This is a genomic window from Inquilinus ginsengisoli, from assembly GCF_050434925.1.
In the GTDB taxonomy this organism is placed as follows: domain Bacteria; phylum Pseudomonadota; class Alphaproteobacteria; order DSM-16000; family Inquilinaceae; genus Inquilinus; species Inquilinus ginsengisoli_B.
Genome location: NZ_JBNDJK010000001.1, coordinates 2,049,110 through 2,064,675, shown reverse-complemented (window position 1 = coordinate 2,064,675; position 15,566 = coordinate 2,049,110). Strand labels below are relative to the sequence as shown.

Below are 15,566 nucleotides of genomic sequence, written 5' to 3'. Positions count from 1 at the left end.
CCAGGGGTGTTCAGCGTTGGGCCCAAAGGCGGGGGGATGAAGCGCGGCCGTCGACCGCCGCGATCAGGCGGTCCTCGGCCTTCAGCCGGTGACGGGCGCCGCGGATCGCCCGCAGCGCCGGGGCGTCGCCGCGCCGCGATGCGGTCTCGGCCAGGGCCAGGACGAAGAGGTCGCGCTGGGCGTTGCTGCCGCCGATCTGCGGCAGCGCGGCGGCGAGGCGGTCGAGCGAGCCGCGTTCACCGCCTATGCCGGTAATGGCGCGGGCCAGGGGCAGGCCGAGATCGGCCGCGACCCGGGCCTGGTCGCCGCGGCCTTGGGCGCGGACCTGCAGCGCCATCACCAGCTCCGCCGCCGCCGGCCGGTCGCCGAGGGCAACCAGCGCAATCAGGCTGTGCAGCGACGCGAAGACCAGGCTGGTGTCGGCCCGGCGCCTGCGGGCGATCTCCGCCAGCTCGGTCCAGCGGCCGCCGACATCGACGCCCAGCCGCTCCAGCCGCCACAGCAGCGACACGGCGTTGGCCATGTCGCGGAAATCATCGGTCGGCGTCGGCCGCACTTCCTGGTCGTACAGGCGCAGCACGCGCTCATGCTCGCCGCGATCGAGATGCAGCAGCGCCAGGTGCCAGGCCATGTGGAAGCTGAAATTGTTGCAGCGGGACCAACTGCCGCGGCTGCCCTCCAGCCAGGCGATGCCCGCGGCGGTCTCGCCTCGCATCTCATGGACGTGGGAGACGGCGTGCAGCCCCCAGGCGTCGTCCGGCTCCATCGCCACCGCCTGGCGGCCATAGGCCTCGGCGGCGGCATAGGCGCCGTGCTCCTCGATGGCGAAGGCGTGGCAGCCCAGCAGGAAGCCGGCGGCCGGGCGGTCGGGCGACCACACCGTCATCATCCGCTGCGACGCGGCCAGCATGCCGGCGGCGTCGCCGAGCATGAAGCGCAGCGCATGCGCGATCTTGAAGGGCAGGAAGGTCGTCGGCCGATGTGCGAAGCGCCGGTCCAGGCAGTCCGCGGCCTCGGTGAAGCGGTCTTCGGCAGCATAGGCAAGGGCCTCGACCAGGGCCCGCTCGTCGGCGGTGCCGTCCTCCTTCGCCGCCAGGGCCCGCCGGGCCGCCACCAGCGCCTCGCGCGCCGGAGCGGCCAACTCCTCGCGAGCCAGGATCAGGTTGGCGAAGCCCTTCAGCGCCAGGGCCGCGACGTGGTCGGGGTCGGCGGCCAGCGCCCGGCCGAGGGCGATGCCGGTGGAGGGCCGGTGGGCCGCGAGGCCGCGCACCGCCTCCTTGAAGGCGACGGTGGCATCGGCGCTGGCGGAGCTGGTCGAAAGATCGAAGGCGTCCAACGGCATGTCGGGGTCCTTTGGGCAAGGCTCGACCGTGGCGTCGATCGGGCGACGCGGCGGCACATCGGTTCAGAGGGATGGTCGGTGCAATGTCTGGCGGAGGCTCAGCCGTCCCGGGTTGCGACCCTCGACCGCAATGCAGAGGGGCCGGCCGGCCCGGCAGGATGCGTCGTCGCCGGATCAGCGGCCCTCGGGGGGAAGAGAAGCAGGAGACGATCCATCGGATGTTCCGCAGAAGAGGCACGCCGCAACGGGCTTGTGACGACTTCTTCGGCGGCCGGGTGGCTGGTATTACACCGCCTGGGAAAATTTTTCTGATGCCGCCTGCAGAACCATTCGGCCCTCTGTAACGAATCCGGAACCGGAGCCGTATGAGGTGATGACGCGTGAATGATCCGGTGCGGGAGGAGCAGTGGGCGACATGGATGCGGGCCGCGATCTCGGGCGACGCCGGTGCCTATCGCCTGTTCCTGCAGGCGGTGACGCCGCATCTCCGCGCCATGTCACGGCGGCGCGGCGCCCTGTTCGGCGGCTCGGCCAGCGATGCCGAGGACGTGGTGCAGGAGGTGCTGCTGGCGATCCATCTGAAGCGCGGGTCCTGGGACCCGTCGCGGCCGATCGGCCCGTGGATCTCGGTGATCGTGCGCAACAAGATGATCGACGCACTGCGCCGGCGCGGCCGGCATGTCGACGTGCCGATCGAGGATGTGATCGACACGCTGGAGGCGGACGCCCCGCCGGACGGGCTGGAGCAGCGGGACGTCGAGCGCCTGCTGGCGCAGCTGAAGGACCAGCAGCGCGACATCGTGCGCTCGATCTCGGTCGAGGGCAGCAGCGTGCGCGAGACCGCCACGCGCCTCAGCATGACCGAAGGCGCCGTGCGCGTGGCGCTGCACCGTGCCTTGAAGGCGCTGGCCGCCTTGTATCGGAGTGAACCCGGGTGAAGACCGACGACCTCATCACCGCCCTGGCGCAGGACGCGCCCATCCGCTGGCCGCTCGGCCGTGCGGTGGCGGCTGCCATGGCCGGCGGCGCGGTCGTGGCCGCGGCGATCTTCTTCGCCGGCATCGGCGTGCGGCCGGATGTGATGCAGGCGGTCGAGACCGTCCGCTACCTGTTCAAATTCGTCGTCACCCTGGCGCTCGCCGTCACCGCCACCGGGCTGATCCTGCACCTGGCGCGGCCGGGCGTGCCGCTGGGCGCCTGGCGCTGGGCGCTGCTGGCCGCGCCGGTGCTGCTGGTCGTCTCGGTCGCACTGGAGATGATGGCGATGCCGATGTCGAGCTGGGGCGCGCGGTGGATCGGCACCAACGCGCCCTGGTGCATGACCCTGATCCCGGTAATGGCGCTGGGCCCGCTGGCCCTGCTGCTGCTTGCTCTGCGCCAGGGCGCGCCGCGGCGACCGGGGCTGGCCGGCGCGGTCGCCGGGCTGGTGGCCAGCGGCATCGCCGCGACCTTCTATGCCGCGCATTGCCCGGACGACAGCCCGTTCTTCGTCGCCACCTGGTACACGCTGGCGACCGGCATCGTGGTGCTGATCGGCACCCTGGCCGGGCGGCGCTGGCTACGCTGGTAGGGACGCGCGGGTTGCGGCTTAACCAGCGACCCGGGTGATCCGGACGCCCTGAGTGCGGACCGGGTCGAAATCGCCCACAGCACTGCCGGGAGCGACGCGCAGCGTCAGTGACACCGGCCCTTCCCCGCGCGCCGCCAGCGCCGCCCCGGTGCGGTCCGGGCCGAGCAGGCTGACGGATTGGCCGTTGCCCAGATCGACCGGCGTGCCGGGCACGGCCGCGATGCCGAGCAGGGCGGCGTAGCGCCAGGCGCTGACCTCGGTGTTTTCCACCGCGACCTCGATGCCGGCGACGCCGAGCGCGCCGTTGGCATGGCGGCGGACATCGCCCTCCGGCACCCGCAGATGCCGCGGCGTGACATCGCCGCACAGGAAGGGCAGGTCCGAGGTCGCCGCCCGCGCCGTGCGCCATTCCAGCCGCTGCCCGTCGGGCCGCAGCCGGCCGCCATCGGTCGGCCCCTCGAGCTCGAGGCCGCGTGCCTTCGCCGACGCCACATCGGCCGCGATGTCGCCGGGCAGCAGGGCGAAGTCGACCAGCCCATCGCCGGCCTCGCTGAGCACCCGCCACCAGCGGAATTCCGGGTTCGGGCGCCGGAAGGCGATCAGCTCGATATAGGCGCCGTCGGCGAAGACGATCAGCGCGTTGTGGCTGGCGCCGTGGGTGTGCTCCCCGCCCGGCACCACGGTGAAGCCGAGCGCCTCGTAATCGGCGACCGCCCCCGCCAGGTCGCGGACGGCGATCACGACGTGATCCAGCGACAGGCTCATGGTCGTCTCCTTGTCGATGCGGCGCGGTCAGGCCTTCGCCTGCGGCTCGCCGAGCGACAGCATCAGGCGGTTGGCCCAGTTGAAGAAGGCGGCGCCCTGGATCACGTCGGCGACCGCCGCATCGTCCAGCCCGGCCGCGCGCAGCCGGCGGACGTGCTCCGTGCCGAACGACCCCGGCGTTTCCGTCAGCGCCACCGACGCGGCGACGATGGCGTTCCAGCGCTCACCGAGGTCGGCACCGACGCCTTCGTCCAGCAGCCGCTGGACGTCGTCGCCACGCTTGGAGTGCACGGTGGCGAAGCGGGAATGGACCGAGGCGCAGTAGATGCAGCCGTTGAGGCGCGAGGCCGCGGTCGCCGCCAGCTCGCGCTCCGCCCGCGGCAGGCCGCCCTCGGGGTTGTAGAAGATGTCCTTGTCGGTCCTGGTCCGCGCCTGCAGCACGTCCGGGTCGCGCACCAGCAGCCGGAAATAGTCGGATTTGGCGCGGGCCGCGTCGACCAGGCCGGCGAGGTGCCGTTCGGTCAGCTGATCGATGGGATACGGCTCCAGCCAGGGCAGCCAGTTCAGCTCATCCTGGGTGAAGACGGTCGGCTCGCGGTCGTCGGGATGGGTCAGGACGGTCTCGGTCATGGCGGGCCTCAGGCGGCGGCCAGGGCGCGCAGCCCGGCGACGACGCGGATCTGGAAGGACAGGAAGGCGACCAACTGCGACAGGGTGACGATGTCGGTGGTCGACCAGCCGGCATCGAGAAGCGCCTGCAGCGCCGCGGCGCTGGCATCGCGCGGGCGGAACACCAGGAGATGCGTGTGTTCCAGCGCCGCCGCGAGGCGCGGGCCGAGCACCGGACGGCTCTCGCCCGAGACGCGATAGACCGGGCCGGCCTTGTCCTCGGCGCTCAGCGGCCCTTCCGGGTAGCGGCCATAGGGGCCTTCCGTCCCTGCCCGTTCCGCCTCGGCGGCCACAGCGGCGGCGAGGCCGGCGTCGCGCCCGGCCAGGGCCTCGGCATAGAAGCGGGCGGTCTCCGGCTCGCGGTGCAGCGCCGCGACGAAGGCGGCGACGGCGTAGCGCTCCAGCGCCGATACGGTCCCCGGCTCCTCGGGCTCGAACAGCGCCGTCCAGCTCTTCTGCGCGTTCTCGCGGGCCACGGGCCGCTGGTCCCGGATCCGGTCGAGGGCGGAGCCGCGCTCGACCCCGGCCAGCAGGTCGATGATGTCGGCCGTCGGTTCACTCATGATCTGGTCCTTTTCCGAAGGGTCCGGCGGCGTCAGCAGGACGCGGCGGCGAGGCGGATGTCATCGCCCCGTTCCTGGCGGGCCCAGCCGAAGGCGGGCGCCACCTCCTGCGCCACCAGCTCGATCGAGCGCAGGATGAAGGGGTGCGGCGGGTCGACCGAATGCACCTGCACCACCAGGTCGGTGGCGCGGCGCAGCGTGTCGTCGGCGCGCAGCGAGGCGATCACCTCGTCCGGCGTGCCGAGATGCACGTCGAAGGCGGCGATCAGCTGGTCCAGCGTGTCGGCCGGAGCGCCGCGGCCGGCGGCGGCGAAGCGGTCGGCCTGGCGGCGCAGGCCGGGCTCGGCGAAGCGCCGCGCCGTCTCCCGATCATCGGCGACGAAGACGCTGCGCGAGGCCAGGATGCGCGGCTCTCTCCCCTTCGGCAGCGCCGCGAGATAGGCGTCGACGATCGGGTCCTGGATTTCGGCCAAAGTGGCGTCGGGCGCATCGGCCGGGCGCGGCTGGGTGCGCGACAGCATCAGCCCGTCGCCGGCCGCCCCGGCCCGGGCGCCACCGGCGACCGAGAAGGTGGCCTGCCAGATCCGGTCCAGCAGCTGCGGCGCCGCCGGATACAGCCTTGTGTCGCCGCCATCGAGCGGCCGGCCGCCCCAGGCGTCGAGCAGCACCTGCAGATGTTTGGCGAAGATCGCCGAGCGCTCGGCGCTGTCCAGGCCGAAGGCGGCGAAGGCCGACGGCGTGCCGCCGGTGCCGAGCCCGAGCTCGAGCCGCCCATCGGACAGCAGGTCCAGCACCGCCGCATCCTCCGCCACCCGCACCGGGTGCTCCAACGGCAGGGTGATGATGCCGGTGCCCAGGCGGATGCGCGAGGTCCGCGCCGCCACCTGGGCCAGGAACACCAGCGGCGCCGGCAGCCCGCCCTCGGGCTCATGGAAATGGTGCTGGGCGACCCAGGCGCTGTCGAAGCCGTGCCGCTCCGCCGTCGCGATCTGCTCCGTCGCCAGGCGGTAGCGCTCCTGCGCGCTCGCCTGGTCGAGAAGCCGGGTGAAGAAGCCGAGCCGCTGGATGGTCACGGGAGAACGCCTTTCATGCGGAGACGGCGAGCCGGCGCCCGGGGATGGCGTCGATCAGCTCGCGCGTATAGTCGCTGCTCGGGTTGCGGAATACCGCCTCCACCGGTCCGGCATCGACCTGCCGGCCATTGTGCAGCACCGAGACGGTGTCGGCGATCTGCCGGACCACGGCGAGATCGTGCGACACGAACAGATAGGTCAGGCCGAGGTCGCGCTGCAGCGTGTCGAGCAGGCCGAGGATCTGGGCCTGGACGGTGACGTCGAGCGCCGACACCGCCTCGTCCAGCACCAGCACCTGCGGGCCCAGCACCAGGGCGCGGGCGATGGCGACGCGCTGGCGCTGGCCGCCCGACAGGGCACGGGGCCGCCGGTCCAGCACCGCCTGCGGCAGGCCGACCCGGTCGAGCATGTCGCGCACCTTGCGGGCGCGGTCGGGCTTCGGCAGGCGCTCGAAGTTCAAGAGCGGCTCCTCGATGATCTCGAAGATGCTCTGCCGTGGGTCGAGCGACCCGAACGGGTTCTGGTAGACCAGCTGGATGGTGCGGCGGAACCGGCGCAGCGCCTCGCCCTTCAGCGCCGCCGGGTCGGCGCCGCCGATCCGGATGCGGCCGGCGGTGGGCTTCTGGAACCCGACCACGGCGCGGACGGTGGTGGTCTTGCCCGAGCCGGATTCGCCGACCAGGGCATGGGTGGTGCCGCGCCGCACGGCGAAGGACAGGCCATCGACCGCGCGGAAGCTGCCCCGGCCGGGCAGGTCGAAATCCTGCACCAGCCCGTCGACCACGATGGCGTCGTCGCCCTCCCCCGCCCGCCGCGGGGCGCGGCGCTCCGCCTTCGCCAGCGACGGCGCGTCGGACAGCAGCTGCCGTGTATAAGCGCTCTTGGGAGCCGCGAGGATCTCCGCGGCCGGCCCCTGCTCCTGGATCCGGCCGCCCTGCAGCACGATCAGCCGGTCGGCGCGGTCGGCGGCGATTCCGAGGTCGTGGGTCACCAGCAGCACGGCGGTGCCGAACTCGCGGCGCAGCTCGTCGATCAGGTCGAGGATCCGGCGCTGCACCGTGACGTCGAGCGCGCTGGTCGGCTCGTCGGCGATGATCAGCGACGGCTGCAGCGCGATGGCGATGGCGATCAGCACGCGCTGCTTCATGCCGCCCGACAGCTCATGCGGGTATTGCTGCGCCCGCAGCTCCGGCCGCGACAGGCCGACCCGGGCCAGCAGCTCGACCACCTTGGCCCGATTGGTCGCCTTGTTGCCGCGGCGGTGAATGGCCAGGATCTCCTCGACCTGGGCGCCGATGGTCTTGACCGGGTTCAGCGAGCTGCCGGGGTCCTGCGGGATCAGGCTGATGCGGGCGCCGCGAAGGGCGTCGAGCCGCTTCTGCGACCAGCCGGAGATGTCGGTGCCGGCGAGACGGATGGCGCCGCCATCGACCCGGCCGTTCTCGGCCAGCAGGCCGATCACCGCCTGGGCCGTGGTGGTCTTGCCGGAGCCGGATTCGCCGACCAGCGCCACGACCTCGCCCGGCTGGATGCGGAAGGACACGCCGTCGACCACGCGCTGCGCGCCGTCGCGGTCGCCTTTATACGAGACGCTGAGGGTCTCGACCTCCAGCACCGGCACGGTCATATCATCCTCCGCCCGATCGACCGGCCGATGCGGTTGGCGGCCAGCACCACCAGCACCACGACCAGGCCGGGCACGGTGGTCAGCCACCAGGATGTGGCGATGTAGTTGCGGCCCTCGGCGATCAGCAGACCCCATTCCGGCGTCGGCGGCGGCGCGCCGTAGCCGAGGAAGCCGAGGGTCGAGATCTGCAGGATCGCGGTGCCGAACTGCACGGCGGCCAGGGCGATCACCGTGGTCACGGAGTTCGGCAGGATGTGCCGCCACAGCACGGCGCCGAAGCGGCCGCCGCTGCCGAAGGCGGCTTCGACATAGTCCGACCGGCGCACCAGGATCACCTCGGAGCGGGACAGCCGGGCGAAGCGGCCGATCGAGGTGACGCCGACGGCGATCGCGGCATTCACCGTGCCGAAGCCGAGCAGGATGATGATCGCCAGCGACAGCAGCAGCGACGGCACCGACAGCAGCACGTCGACGATCCGCATCAGCACCGCGTCGGTCCGCCGGCCGGTCGACCCGGCGACCAAGCCGATGGCGGTGCCGACCAGGAGGCCGACGGCAACCGCGACGAAGGCGCCGGACAGCGAGTTCACCGCGCCATGGACGATGCGGGCGAACAGGTCGCGACCCAGCGCGTCGGTGCCGAGGATGTGCTCGGCGCTGGGCGCCCGCAGCTTCTCCCGCGGCACGCCGGCGATGGCGCTGTAGCCGGTGAACAGGCCGGGGGCCACGGCCCAGGCCGTGACGATCGCGATCACCGCCCAGGACAGGAGGAGGCTGGGCTGCACCCGGCCGAGCCAGGCGAGGGCGGGACGGCGGCGCGGTCGGGCCGGCACGGCCCGATCGGTGGTCTGCAGCAAGGTCATGCGGCGGCTCCCCGGGATCTCAGGCGCGGATCCAGCACCGGGGCCAGCAGGTCGACGACGAGGTTGACCAGGACGAAGCCGGCGGCGGAGAGCACGACCACGGCCTGGATCACGGCCGTGTCCTGGTTGCGCACCGCCCGCTCGGTCAGCGTGCCCAGGCCGTTCAGCCCGAACACGGTCTCGGTGATCACGGCGCCGGCCAGGATCTCACCGAACAGCACGCCGGCGATGGTGAGGGTCGGCAGCAGCGCATTGCGGGCCACGTGCCGCCACAGCACCCCGGCGCGCGAGGCGCCCTTGGCCCGGGCCACGGCGACGAAGGGATGGGTCGAGATCTCGTCGATGCTGCGCACCAGGATCTGCGCCAGCGGCGCCGAGATCGGCACCGCCAGGGTCAGCACCGGCAGGACCAGCCCCTCCCAGGGGCCGGGGTTGATCACCGGGATCAGCTTCAGCCGGAAGGAGAAGACCTGGATCAGCATGATGCCGAGCCAGAAGGTCGGCACCGAGACGAACAGCGACGGCAGCGACTGCACCGTGGAGCGCAGCCAGGCGAAGGCCGCGAGGCTGGACAGGGCGGCGATCGCCACCGCCAGCAGCACCGCCAGGGTGAAGCCGAAGCCGGCCAGCCAGACGGTCGGCGGCAGGTTGGCCAGCAGCGCCTGCCCGACCGGCACGCCGGCCTGGACCGAGGTGCCGAAATCCCCGGTCAGGGTGTTGCCCAGCGTGTGCAGATATTGCGACCACAGCGGGCTGTTGGCGCCGTAGGACTGGCGGATCTCGGCGATCTGGTCCGGGCTCAGCCCCAGCTCCGGGTTCTGGAACTTGATCAGGATCGCGTCGCCCGGCAGGGCCTGCAGCAGGATGAAGGCCGCCGTGAAGGTGGCCCACAGCACCACCACCGCCTGCCCGATCCGGCCGAGGAGATAGCGGGTCATGGGAAGGACCTCGCGATCCCGCCCGAGTCCCCCCTCCCCTTGCGGGAGGGGGATAGGGGGAGGGGGTTTTCTCGGCCCGAGCCGGACCTGGATTTCGACAGGTCAGCTCGGGCGGCAGCGTCACCTAAAGGCCATTCGCGCGCGAACGCGCGCAGCCCCCTCCCCCTGCCCCCCTCCCGCAAGGGGAGGGGGGACAAGAAGGGATGCATCGATGCAATGCAGCCCAGGAATCGGGCGGCGAAGTTGCTCATCCGTCCGCCTCAGTGCTCGGCCAGCCAGGTGTTGTAGAAATACGGCCGGCCCACCGCCTCGAAGGCGATGCCCTGGACATAGGGCGCACCGGCATAGGCCTGCGGCTCCTCGAAGATCGGGATCGCATAGGCCTGGTCGATGAGATAGGCCTGGACCTCGGCGACGATCTGCAGCCGCTTGGCCGCGTCCGGCTCCGACGACAGCCCCACCAGCAGGCCGTTCAGCTTGTCGTCGACGAAGCTCTTCACCTTGGTGCTGGCGCCGCCCTTCTGGCGCAGCACGTCGCGGTTCGACGGGTAGAACTGGCTCTTGATCACGTCGGGGTCGGCGCGGCCGACCATGGCCGGCGACACCGGCGTCTTTTCCGGATCGAGGTTGTCGACCGTGGCGCTGCCGGAATCGCCGGCCAGCACGTTCAGCTTGACGCCGACCCGGGCCCATTGCTGGGCCACCAGCTGCAGCGTTTCCTTGTTCTGCGGCTGCGGCAGAGATTCGTATGCCGTCAGCTCGAGCGTCTTGCCATCCTTGTGGCGCAGCCCGTCGGAACCCAGGGTCCAGCCGGCCTCGTCGAGCAGCCGCTTGGCCAGCGCCTCGTCATGGGTCAGCCTGGCCGACAGGTCGACATAGCCCAGCGCGGTCGAGGCGATGACCGAGGTCGCCTTCGGATAGTTCTCCGAGAACAGGGTGCCGACGATCTCGTCGGTATCGGTCGCGTGCAGCAGCGCCTGTCGCACGCGGACATCGGCCACCAGCGGGTTGTCGGGCCGGAACACGACGCTGTTGTTCACGCCGCGGGTCGGCCCGGCATAGACGGTGTAGCCCTGATCCTTCACCTGCGGCTCGTCATAGGCCTGGACCTGGCGGATGAAGTCGGCCTGGCCGGCCAGCAGGGCGCCGATGCGGACGCTGTCCTCCGGCGTCACGATGTAGTGAATGCCGTCGAGCCAGGCGCGGCCCTGATGCGCCAGCGGCGCCGGGCCCCAGGCGTAGTCGGCGCGCGCCTTCAGCACCAGCTCCTTGCCCAGCGTCTCGCTCTCCACTGTGAACGGACCGGAGCCGATGATCCTGGTGGCGTCGCCCAGCTCGTCGAACGGCCGCGCCAGGGTGGCGGGCGAGACCAGGCCGGAGCCGATCACCGAGGTGCCCTGCAGGAAGCCGGGCGACGGCTTCTTGAAGAAGAAGCGCACCGTCTGCGGGTCGACCACCTCGCTGCGGTCGTAGTTGTTGATGACCTCGGACACCGGGAGCTTCAGCGCCGGGTTGCCACGGCCATAGGTGTCGTAGTTCTTCGCCACCGCGGCGGCGTCGAGCGGCGTGCCGTCGGAAAAGGTGACGCCCTTGCGGAGCTTGAAGGTGTATTCGGTGGCGTCGGCGTTGACGGTCCAGGATTCGGCGATCCAGGGCTTGATCTCGAGCGTCTTCGGGTCCTGCCAGGTCAGCTTGTCGGTGATCTGGTTGAGGATCCCGCCATTCGGATAGAAGCCGCCGGCCGGGGGGTACAGGTTGGTGTGGGCCTGCTGCTCCAGATAGATCAGCGTGCCGCCGGTGACCGGGGTCTCGTCCGCCGCCAAGGAGGGGCTCGCGGCCAGCGCCGCGACCGCCAGGGCCAGAAGGCGGCCCAAATGAGTGTTGATCGACACGATTATCCCTTCCATCGACGCGCAAAATCCGCCATTTGCCGTTTCAGACTGTACTTTCCGCCCGCACGACCACGCCGAACGCCCGCACAACGGCTCTGCACGGTCGATCAGGATGTCCGACGTAATTCACCGTACATTGTGGATTTTTGATAAAAAATAACAAATTTTACTCGTCTATTTTCCTGCGAGACCCAAGCGTTGGTCGCGGCGACGGGATGGAGCGCGGGTGCCGCGCCGCCCTGCCCCGCCGACACCCAGCCGCGCTGCGGCAGGATGTGGCGCACCGCGTCGGCATCCGGGTGGATCGCACGCACGGCTCTTCGACTGGATTGATGGAGGAGAAATGGCGAGTCGGGCTCAAAGACGACGACGTCACAGCGGCATCGGAGTGCGCAGCAACGCGCTTCCGGTTGCTTCCCCGCTTCGTGAAGCGAGGACGGAAAAGCAGAAAACGCCCCCTGAGGGCGCCTGCTATATCTCTGGTTTTCCCGGAAGAAACTGGAGCGGGCGAAGGGATTCGAACCCTCGACCCCAACCTTGGCAACGGGTCCAGGCCGTTTTCGCCACTCCCTGTCTTTATACGCCAAAGCGCGAAAAACCACAACAGGTCAGTCACTTACGTTGACAGGCGGGCCGCCGAGGGTACGCTAGAAAAACCGCTGATTTCCGTTCATCTGCTTCCCCCCTGCTTCCCCGGCCATGCTGCACCTGCGTGGGGAAGCAAATCGGGCTTCGCACAACCTCCTCCCCTCATCTATCTGACTGATTTCAAACGCGGAATCCGAACGAAGGGTGAGCCGTGATGCCGAAACTGACCAAGCGAACTGTTGATGCACTGCAACATGACCCTCGGCGGGACGTTTTCCTCTGGGACACCGAGCTGAGAGGTTTCGGTGTCCGGGCGAAGCCGTCCGGCACCAAGACGTTTCTGATCCAGTACCGCAATGCGGAGCGGCGCACGCGCCGATTCGTCATCGGCCAGTACGGTGTGCTCACCGTCGAACTCGCCCGCGATCTGGCGAAAAAGCAGCTCGCCAGCGTGGTCGACGGCGGCGATCCGTCCGCCAAGCGCCGGGCCGCCCGCGAGGGAATGACCGTGGCGGAGGTCTGTGACTGGTACCTGGCGGAGGCAGAGTCCGGTCGGCTCCTCGGCCGAAACAGACGACCGATCAAGGTGTCCTCCATTGCCGGGGACCGGAGTCGCATTGAGCAGCACATCAAGCCCCTGATCGGGACGCGGGTCGTGAGCCATCTCCGACTCGCCGAGATCGAACGGCTGCAAGGCGACATCGCCGCCGGCAAGTCCGCCCGCTCCCGGCGCGCGGCCGGACGCGGGGGACGGACATCGGGCGGCGCCGGCGCCGCGGCACGCGCGATCAGCACGCTCAGAAGTCTGCTCAATCACGCGCGCCGACTCGGGTTGATCGAACAGAGCCCGGCCAACGGCGTGCGGGTGATCGCTTCGGTAAAGCTCAAGCGGCGCCTCAGCGCCGGCGAGGTCCGGCACCTCGGAAAGGTGATGCTGCAGATGGAGCGCGAGGGCGAGCACCCGACGGGCCTCGCGGCGATTCGGGGCCTTCTTCTGACCGGCTTCCGGCGGATGGAGGTGCTCGGCATGCGCAAGGCGTGGCTCGAGCAGGAGGGCAATTGCGTCGCCTTCCCCGACACAAAGTCCGGGCCGCAATTGCGGGCCGCCGGTGACGCGGCGATCGCCTGTCTCGTCGAACAGGCCGGCCGCAGCGGCTCGTCGTTCGTGTTTCCGGCCGATTGGGGCGATGGTCACTTCGTCGGGCTCGTGCGGGTGCTCGATCGGGTCTGCGCCCGGGCTGGTCTGACCGACGTCACGCCTCACACGCTGCGGCACACCTTCGCCAGCATCGCCGCCTCATTGGGCTTCAGCGAGCTGACGATCTCGGGGCTCCTGGGGCATGCGCCGCGCGGCGTCACCCAACGGTATGTGCATCTCGACACGGCACTCGTGATCGCGGCCGATCAGGTTTCCGCGGAGATCGCGCGGCTCCTCGATGGTGGGCAGGTGATGTCGACACAGGAAGCCAAATTGCTCCGGGCAAAGACGTTGATGCAGGTCCCTCTGTAGAAGGATGCGGAGCGACGAGGAGGGTTAGGAATGCCGCCGCGCCCTCCTCGTCACGCTTCGTCTGCGAATTAAGCGGAATGCCGCCAACGCACCTGATCCGGCCACAAGAATTGTCAACTTCGTGCTACAAATTTCGGCGATATGCAGCGCAAAGGTGACAATGCGGCATCGTTTCGAGGACAGTCAGCCAAACATCATCAGCTGGGCGAGCCAGTCCGACTATGAGGCAAGAGCATCTGGTTGGCACTGCCGCAGGCGACACGCCCGTCTGGCCCGCTACCCCGGAGCCATGTGCCAACCAAATCATCGCGTTACCGAAGGCAACTTCGCTGGAGTGTTGGACAAATCGCCCTGACGTGCTTGCTCGCCGAGCGAGCATCGCCCATCTGCGGCGTCAATGACGGAGTATCCGGCTGATACGATGAAGGAGTTGATGCGCCTCGCGTCGCGCAAAATGTCGAGATGAAGGGAACTCGTCTCGATGCTTTCTAGACGGTGCTCACGCAACCGCGCCAGATGCATTTCGGTGGCGTGCCGCTCTAGCTCCCGAAATCCGTCCTTCTCGGCAACCAGATTCGCTGCCGCGCCGACGTCACCGGTCACGAAAACAGCGGCAGCGAGCTTTAGATTCGCCAGGAGTCGCTCACAGATCTGGCGAATATCTTGCGTGCCCTCCTCGGAAAAGCTCAGTTGCAAACGGATCTTCTTGGCCGCGAGGTCCATCAGGTTCTTATCGATGACGTCCCCGATGTTCTCGAGATTAATCGCAAAGCTGAAAATGTCCGAGTATCGGCGACTCGCCTCGTCATCGAAACCGTCACGACTGATCCTAATCAGGTAGAGCTTGATGGAACGGTGCAGGGCGTCGACGCTATCGTCCATGCGACTGATTTCGCTCACAAGCTTTCTGTCGTCCAGTTGGAAGGCGTCGACCGTGCCGCGAAGCATGGTTTCGACGATATCTGCCATCCGAAGCGTCTCGCGCGAGGCGTTGGCGAGAGCCAGGTGTGCGTCCGACAAAGCGCTGTTATCGAGATGGACTGGCGCTCCAGGCTGGATGGGGACGATCGGCTTGTCCGGCAGAAGTCGCTCGAGCAACCGCTCGACGGCCGGCAGAGCGGCGAGAAACGGGAGTGCGAGCGCGAGGTTGAATGCGGTGTGGAAGTTGGCAGCGAGGCGCACCGGGTCGGGATCAAGGGCCACGAGTGCCTCTGTTACCCAGCCGAGCGTCGGCAACACGATAGCGATGCCGAGGGCGCGATTGAGCAGATTGCCGGTCGGCAGCCGACGGTGTGCCGGGCTACTGCCACTCGTGCCTTCCAGCACTGGGTTGATCGCACTTCCCAGATTTGCGCCAAGCACCAGCGCTACAGATGAAAAGGCATCAACCGCCCCTGTGGCGGCCAAGGACATGACGAGCAGGACGACTGCGACCGAGGAATGGGCTGCCCAAGCCAGCGCGGTCCCAATCACAATTCCAAACACCGGAGCTTCGGCGATCAGCCCGAACACAATGCGAGATGCGGGCCTGCCGGCCAACGGCTCGATTGTGGCCAGAAGGAGATGCAGCGCCAAGATGATTAGGCCGAGTCCGACCCCTACGCGCCCGAGGTCCCGAGTGCGCGTACGACCACCGCGCCGGAACGCGACGACTCCGCACAAGACCATAATAGGAGCGATCAGCGAGATGTCGAAGGACAGCACCTGCACGATCAACGTCGTGCCAACGTTAGCGCCGAGCATCACCCCGAGCGCCGGGCCGAGGCCGATCATGCCCGATGCAACGAACGATGTCGCCATCAACCCCGTGGCCGTGCTGCTCTGAAGTGCTGCCGTTATGCCGATTCCGACAAGGAATGCGCACAGACGATGCTTTAGGCTACGCGCCAGCACCCGCCGCAAGTCGGAACCGAAGGCGCGCGTCAAACCCGAGGAGGCCATGTGCACACCCCATAGAAGGAGTGCCACGTAGCCAGCCAGATTGAGTACGGTGAGCGTGCCACTCATGGTCGCGTTTGTTCCAAGTTCAGAGATTCGGCTTGAAGGGTCCGGACCCTAGTCAGGTGCTGCGCGAGAACTACGCTCGCGAACGTCATTCCAATGGCGGATTCGCGATATTGAACCAGAGTGCCCATGCCAGACCGCCGCGACCTGCGACCGCGATCT

Annotated in this window: 14 protein-coding genes; 3 read left to right on the top strand and 11 right to left on the bottom strand. The window is 69.1% G+C overall.

The genetic code is table 11. From position 1 onward, the window contains the following. Nucleotides 1-10: 10 nt before the first annotated feature. Nucleotides 11-1,342 (bottom strand): tetratricopeptide repeat protein, encoded by a 1,332-nt coding sequence (locus QFZ27_RS09820; protein WP_429226087.1) that lies wholly within the window; start codon nucleotides 1,340-1,342, stop codon nucleotides 11-13. A gap of 380 nt (nucleotides 1,343-1,722) precedes the next feature. On the opposite strand from QFZ27_RS09820, the gene QFZ27_RS09815 reads away from it, so the two are divergent. Beyond that, a complete protein-coding gene (locus tag QFZ27_RS09815; protein ID WP_429226086.1) occupies nucleotides 1,723-2,280 on the top strand; it encodes a sigma-70 family RNA polymerase sigma factor in 558 nt (185 codons plus the stop codon). Continuing rightward, nucleotides 2,277-2,912: an NrsF family protein gene (locus QFZ27_RS09810; RefSeq protein ID WP_429226085.1), complete on the top strand. Its 636-nt coding sequence runs from the start codon at nucleotides 2,277-2,279 to the stop codon at nucleotides 2,910-2,912. The genes QFZ27_RS09815 and QFZ27_RS09810 overlap by 4 nt, the downstream gene beginning before the upstream one ends. Before the next feature lie 18 nt (nucleotides 2,913-2,930). Here the strand turns inward: QFZ27_RS09810 and QFZ27_RS09805 are convergent, their stop codons facing one another. The 9 genes from QFZ27_RS09805 to QFZ27_RS09765 all read right to left on the bottom strand — a co-directional run bounded on the left by QFZ27_RS09805 (nucleotide 2,931) and on the right by QFZ27_RS09765 (nucleotide 11,616). After that, the gene (locus QFZ27_RS09805; RefSeq protein ID WP_429226084.1) at nucleotides 2,931-3,677 is read right to left on the bottom strand and encodes a VOC family protein; all 747 of its coding nucleotides are present in this window, start codon (nucleotides 3,675-3,677) and stop codon (nucleotides 2,931-2,933) included. A 27-nt stretch (nucleotides 3,678-3,704) separates the two neighbouring features. Beyond that, the gene (locus QFZ27_RS09800) at nucleotides 3,705-4,307 is read right to left on the bottom strand and encodes an alkylhydroperoxidase domain protein (protein WP_429226083.1); all 603 of its coding nucleotides are present in this window, start codon (nucleotides 4,305-4,307) and stop codon (nucleotides 3,705-3,707) included. Between the two features lie 8 nt (nucleotides 4,308-4,315). Then, entirely contained in the window at nucleotides 4,316-4,909 is a 594-nt protein-coding gene (locus QFZ27_RS09795) for a CMD domain protein (protein ID WP_429226081.1), read from the bottom strand. A gap of 32 nt (nucleotides 4,910-4,941) precedes the next feature. After that, nucleotides 4,942-5,982 carry a putative FMN-dependent luciferase-like monooxygenase gene (locus QFZ27_RS09790; protein WP_429226079.1) on the bottom strand — a complete coding sequence of 347 codons (1,041 nt, stop codon included), beginning with the start codon at nucleotides 5,980-5,982 and terminating at the stop codon, nucleotides 4,942-4,944. A 13-nt stretch (nucleotides 5,983-5,995) separates the two neighbouring features. Continuing rightward, complete coding sequence (locus QFZ27_RS09785) at nucleotides 5,996-7,609, bottom strand: dipeptide ABC transporter ATP-binding protein (protein ID WP_429226077.1); 1,614 nt, start codon at nucleotides 7,607-7,609, stop codon at nucleotides 5,996-5,998. Continuing rightward, complete coding sequence (locus QFZ27_RS09780; protein WP_429226075.1) at nucleotides 7,606-8,472, bottom strand: ABC transporter permease; 867 nt, start codon at nucleotides 8,470-8,472, stop codon at nucleotides 7,606-7,608. Before QFZ27_RS09780 ends, QFZ27_RS09785 begins: the two co-directional genes overlap by 4 nt. Then, a complete protein-coding gene (locus QFZ27_RS09775; protein ID WP_429226073.1) occupies nucleotides 8,469-9,410 on the bottom strand; it encodes an ABC transporter permease in 942 nt (313 codons plus the stop codon). The genes QFZ27_RS09780 and QFZ27_RS09775 overlap by 4 nt, the downstream gene beginning before the upstream one ends. 260 nt (nucleotides 9,411-9,670) lie before the next feature. After that, on the bottom strand, nucleotides 9,671-11,302 hold the full coding sequence (locus QFZ27_RS09770) for a TIGR04028 family ABC transporter substrate-binding protein (RefSeq protein WP_429226072.1): 1,632 nt from the start codon (nucleotides 11,300-11,302) through the stop codon (nucleotides 9,671-9,673). A gap of 107 nt (nucleotides 11,303-11,409) precedes the next feature. Then, on the bottom strand, nucleotides 11,410-11,616 hold the full coding sequence (locus tag QFZ27_RS09765; RefSeq protein ID WP_429226071.1) for a hypothetical protein: 207 nt from the start codon (nucleotides 11,614-11,616) through the stop codon (nucleotides 11,410-11,412). Between the two features lie 488 nt (nucleotides 11,617-12,104). On the opposite strand from QFZ27_RS09765, the gene QFZ27_RS09760 reads away from it, so the two are divergent. Next, nucleotides 12,105-13,400, top strand: a complete 1,296-nt coding sequence (locus QFZ27_RS09760; RefSeq protein WP_429226070.1) for a tyrosine-type recombinase/integrase — start codon at nucleotides 12,105-12,107, stop codon at nucleotides 13,398-13,400. A gap of 303 nt (nucleotides 13,401-13,703) precedes the next feature. On the opposite strand, the gene QFZ27_RS09755 is transcribed toward QFZ27_RS09760, so the two are convergent. Continuing rightward, nucleotides 13,704-15,407 (bottom strand): Na/Pi cotransporter family protein, encoded by a 1,704-nt coding sequence (locus QFZ27_RS09755; protein ID WP_429226069.1) that lies wholly within the window; start codon nucleotides 15,405-15,407, stop codon nucleotides 13,704-13,706. Nucleotides 15,408-15,566 lie beyond the last annotated feature (159 nt).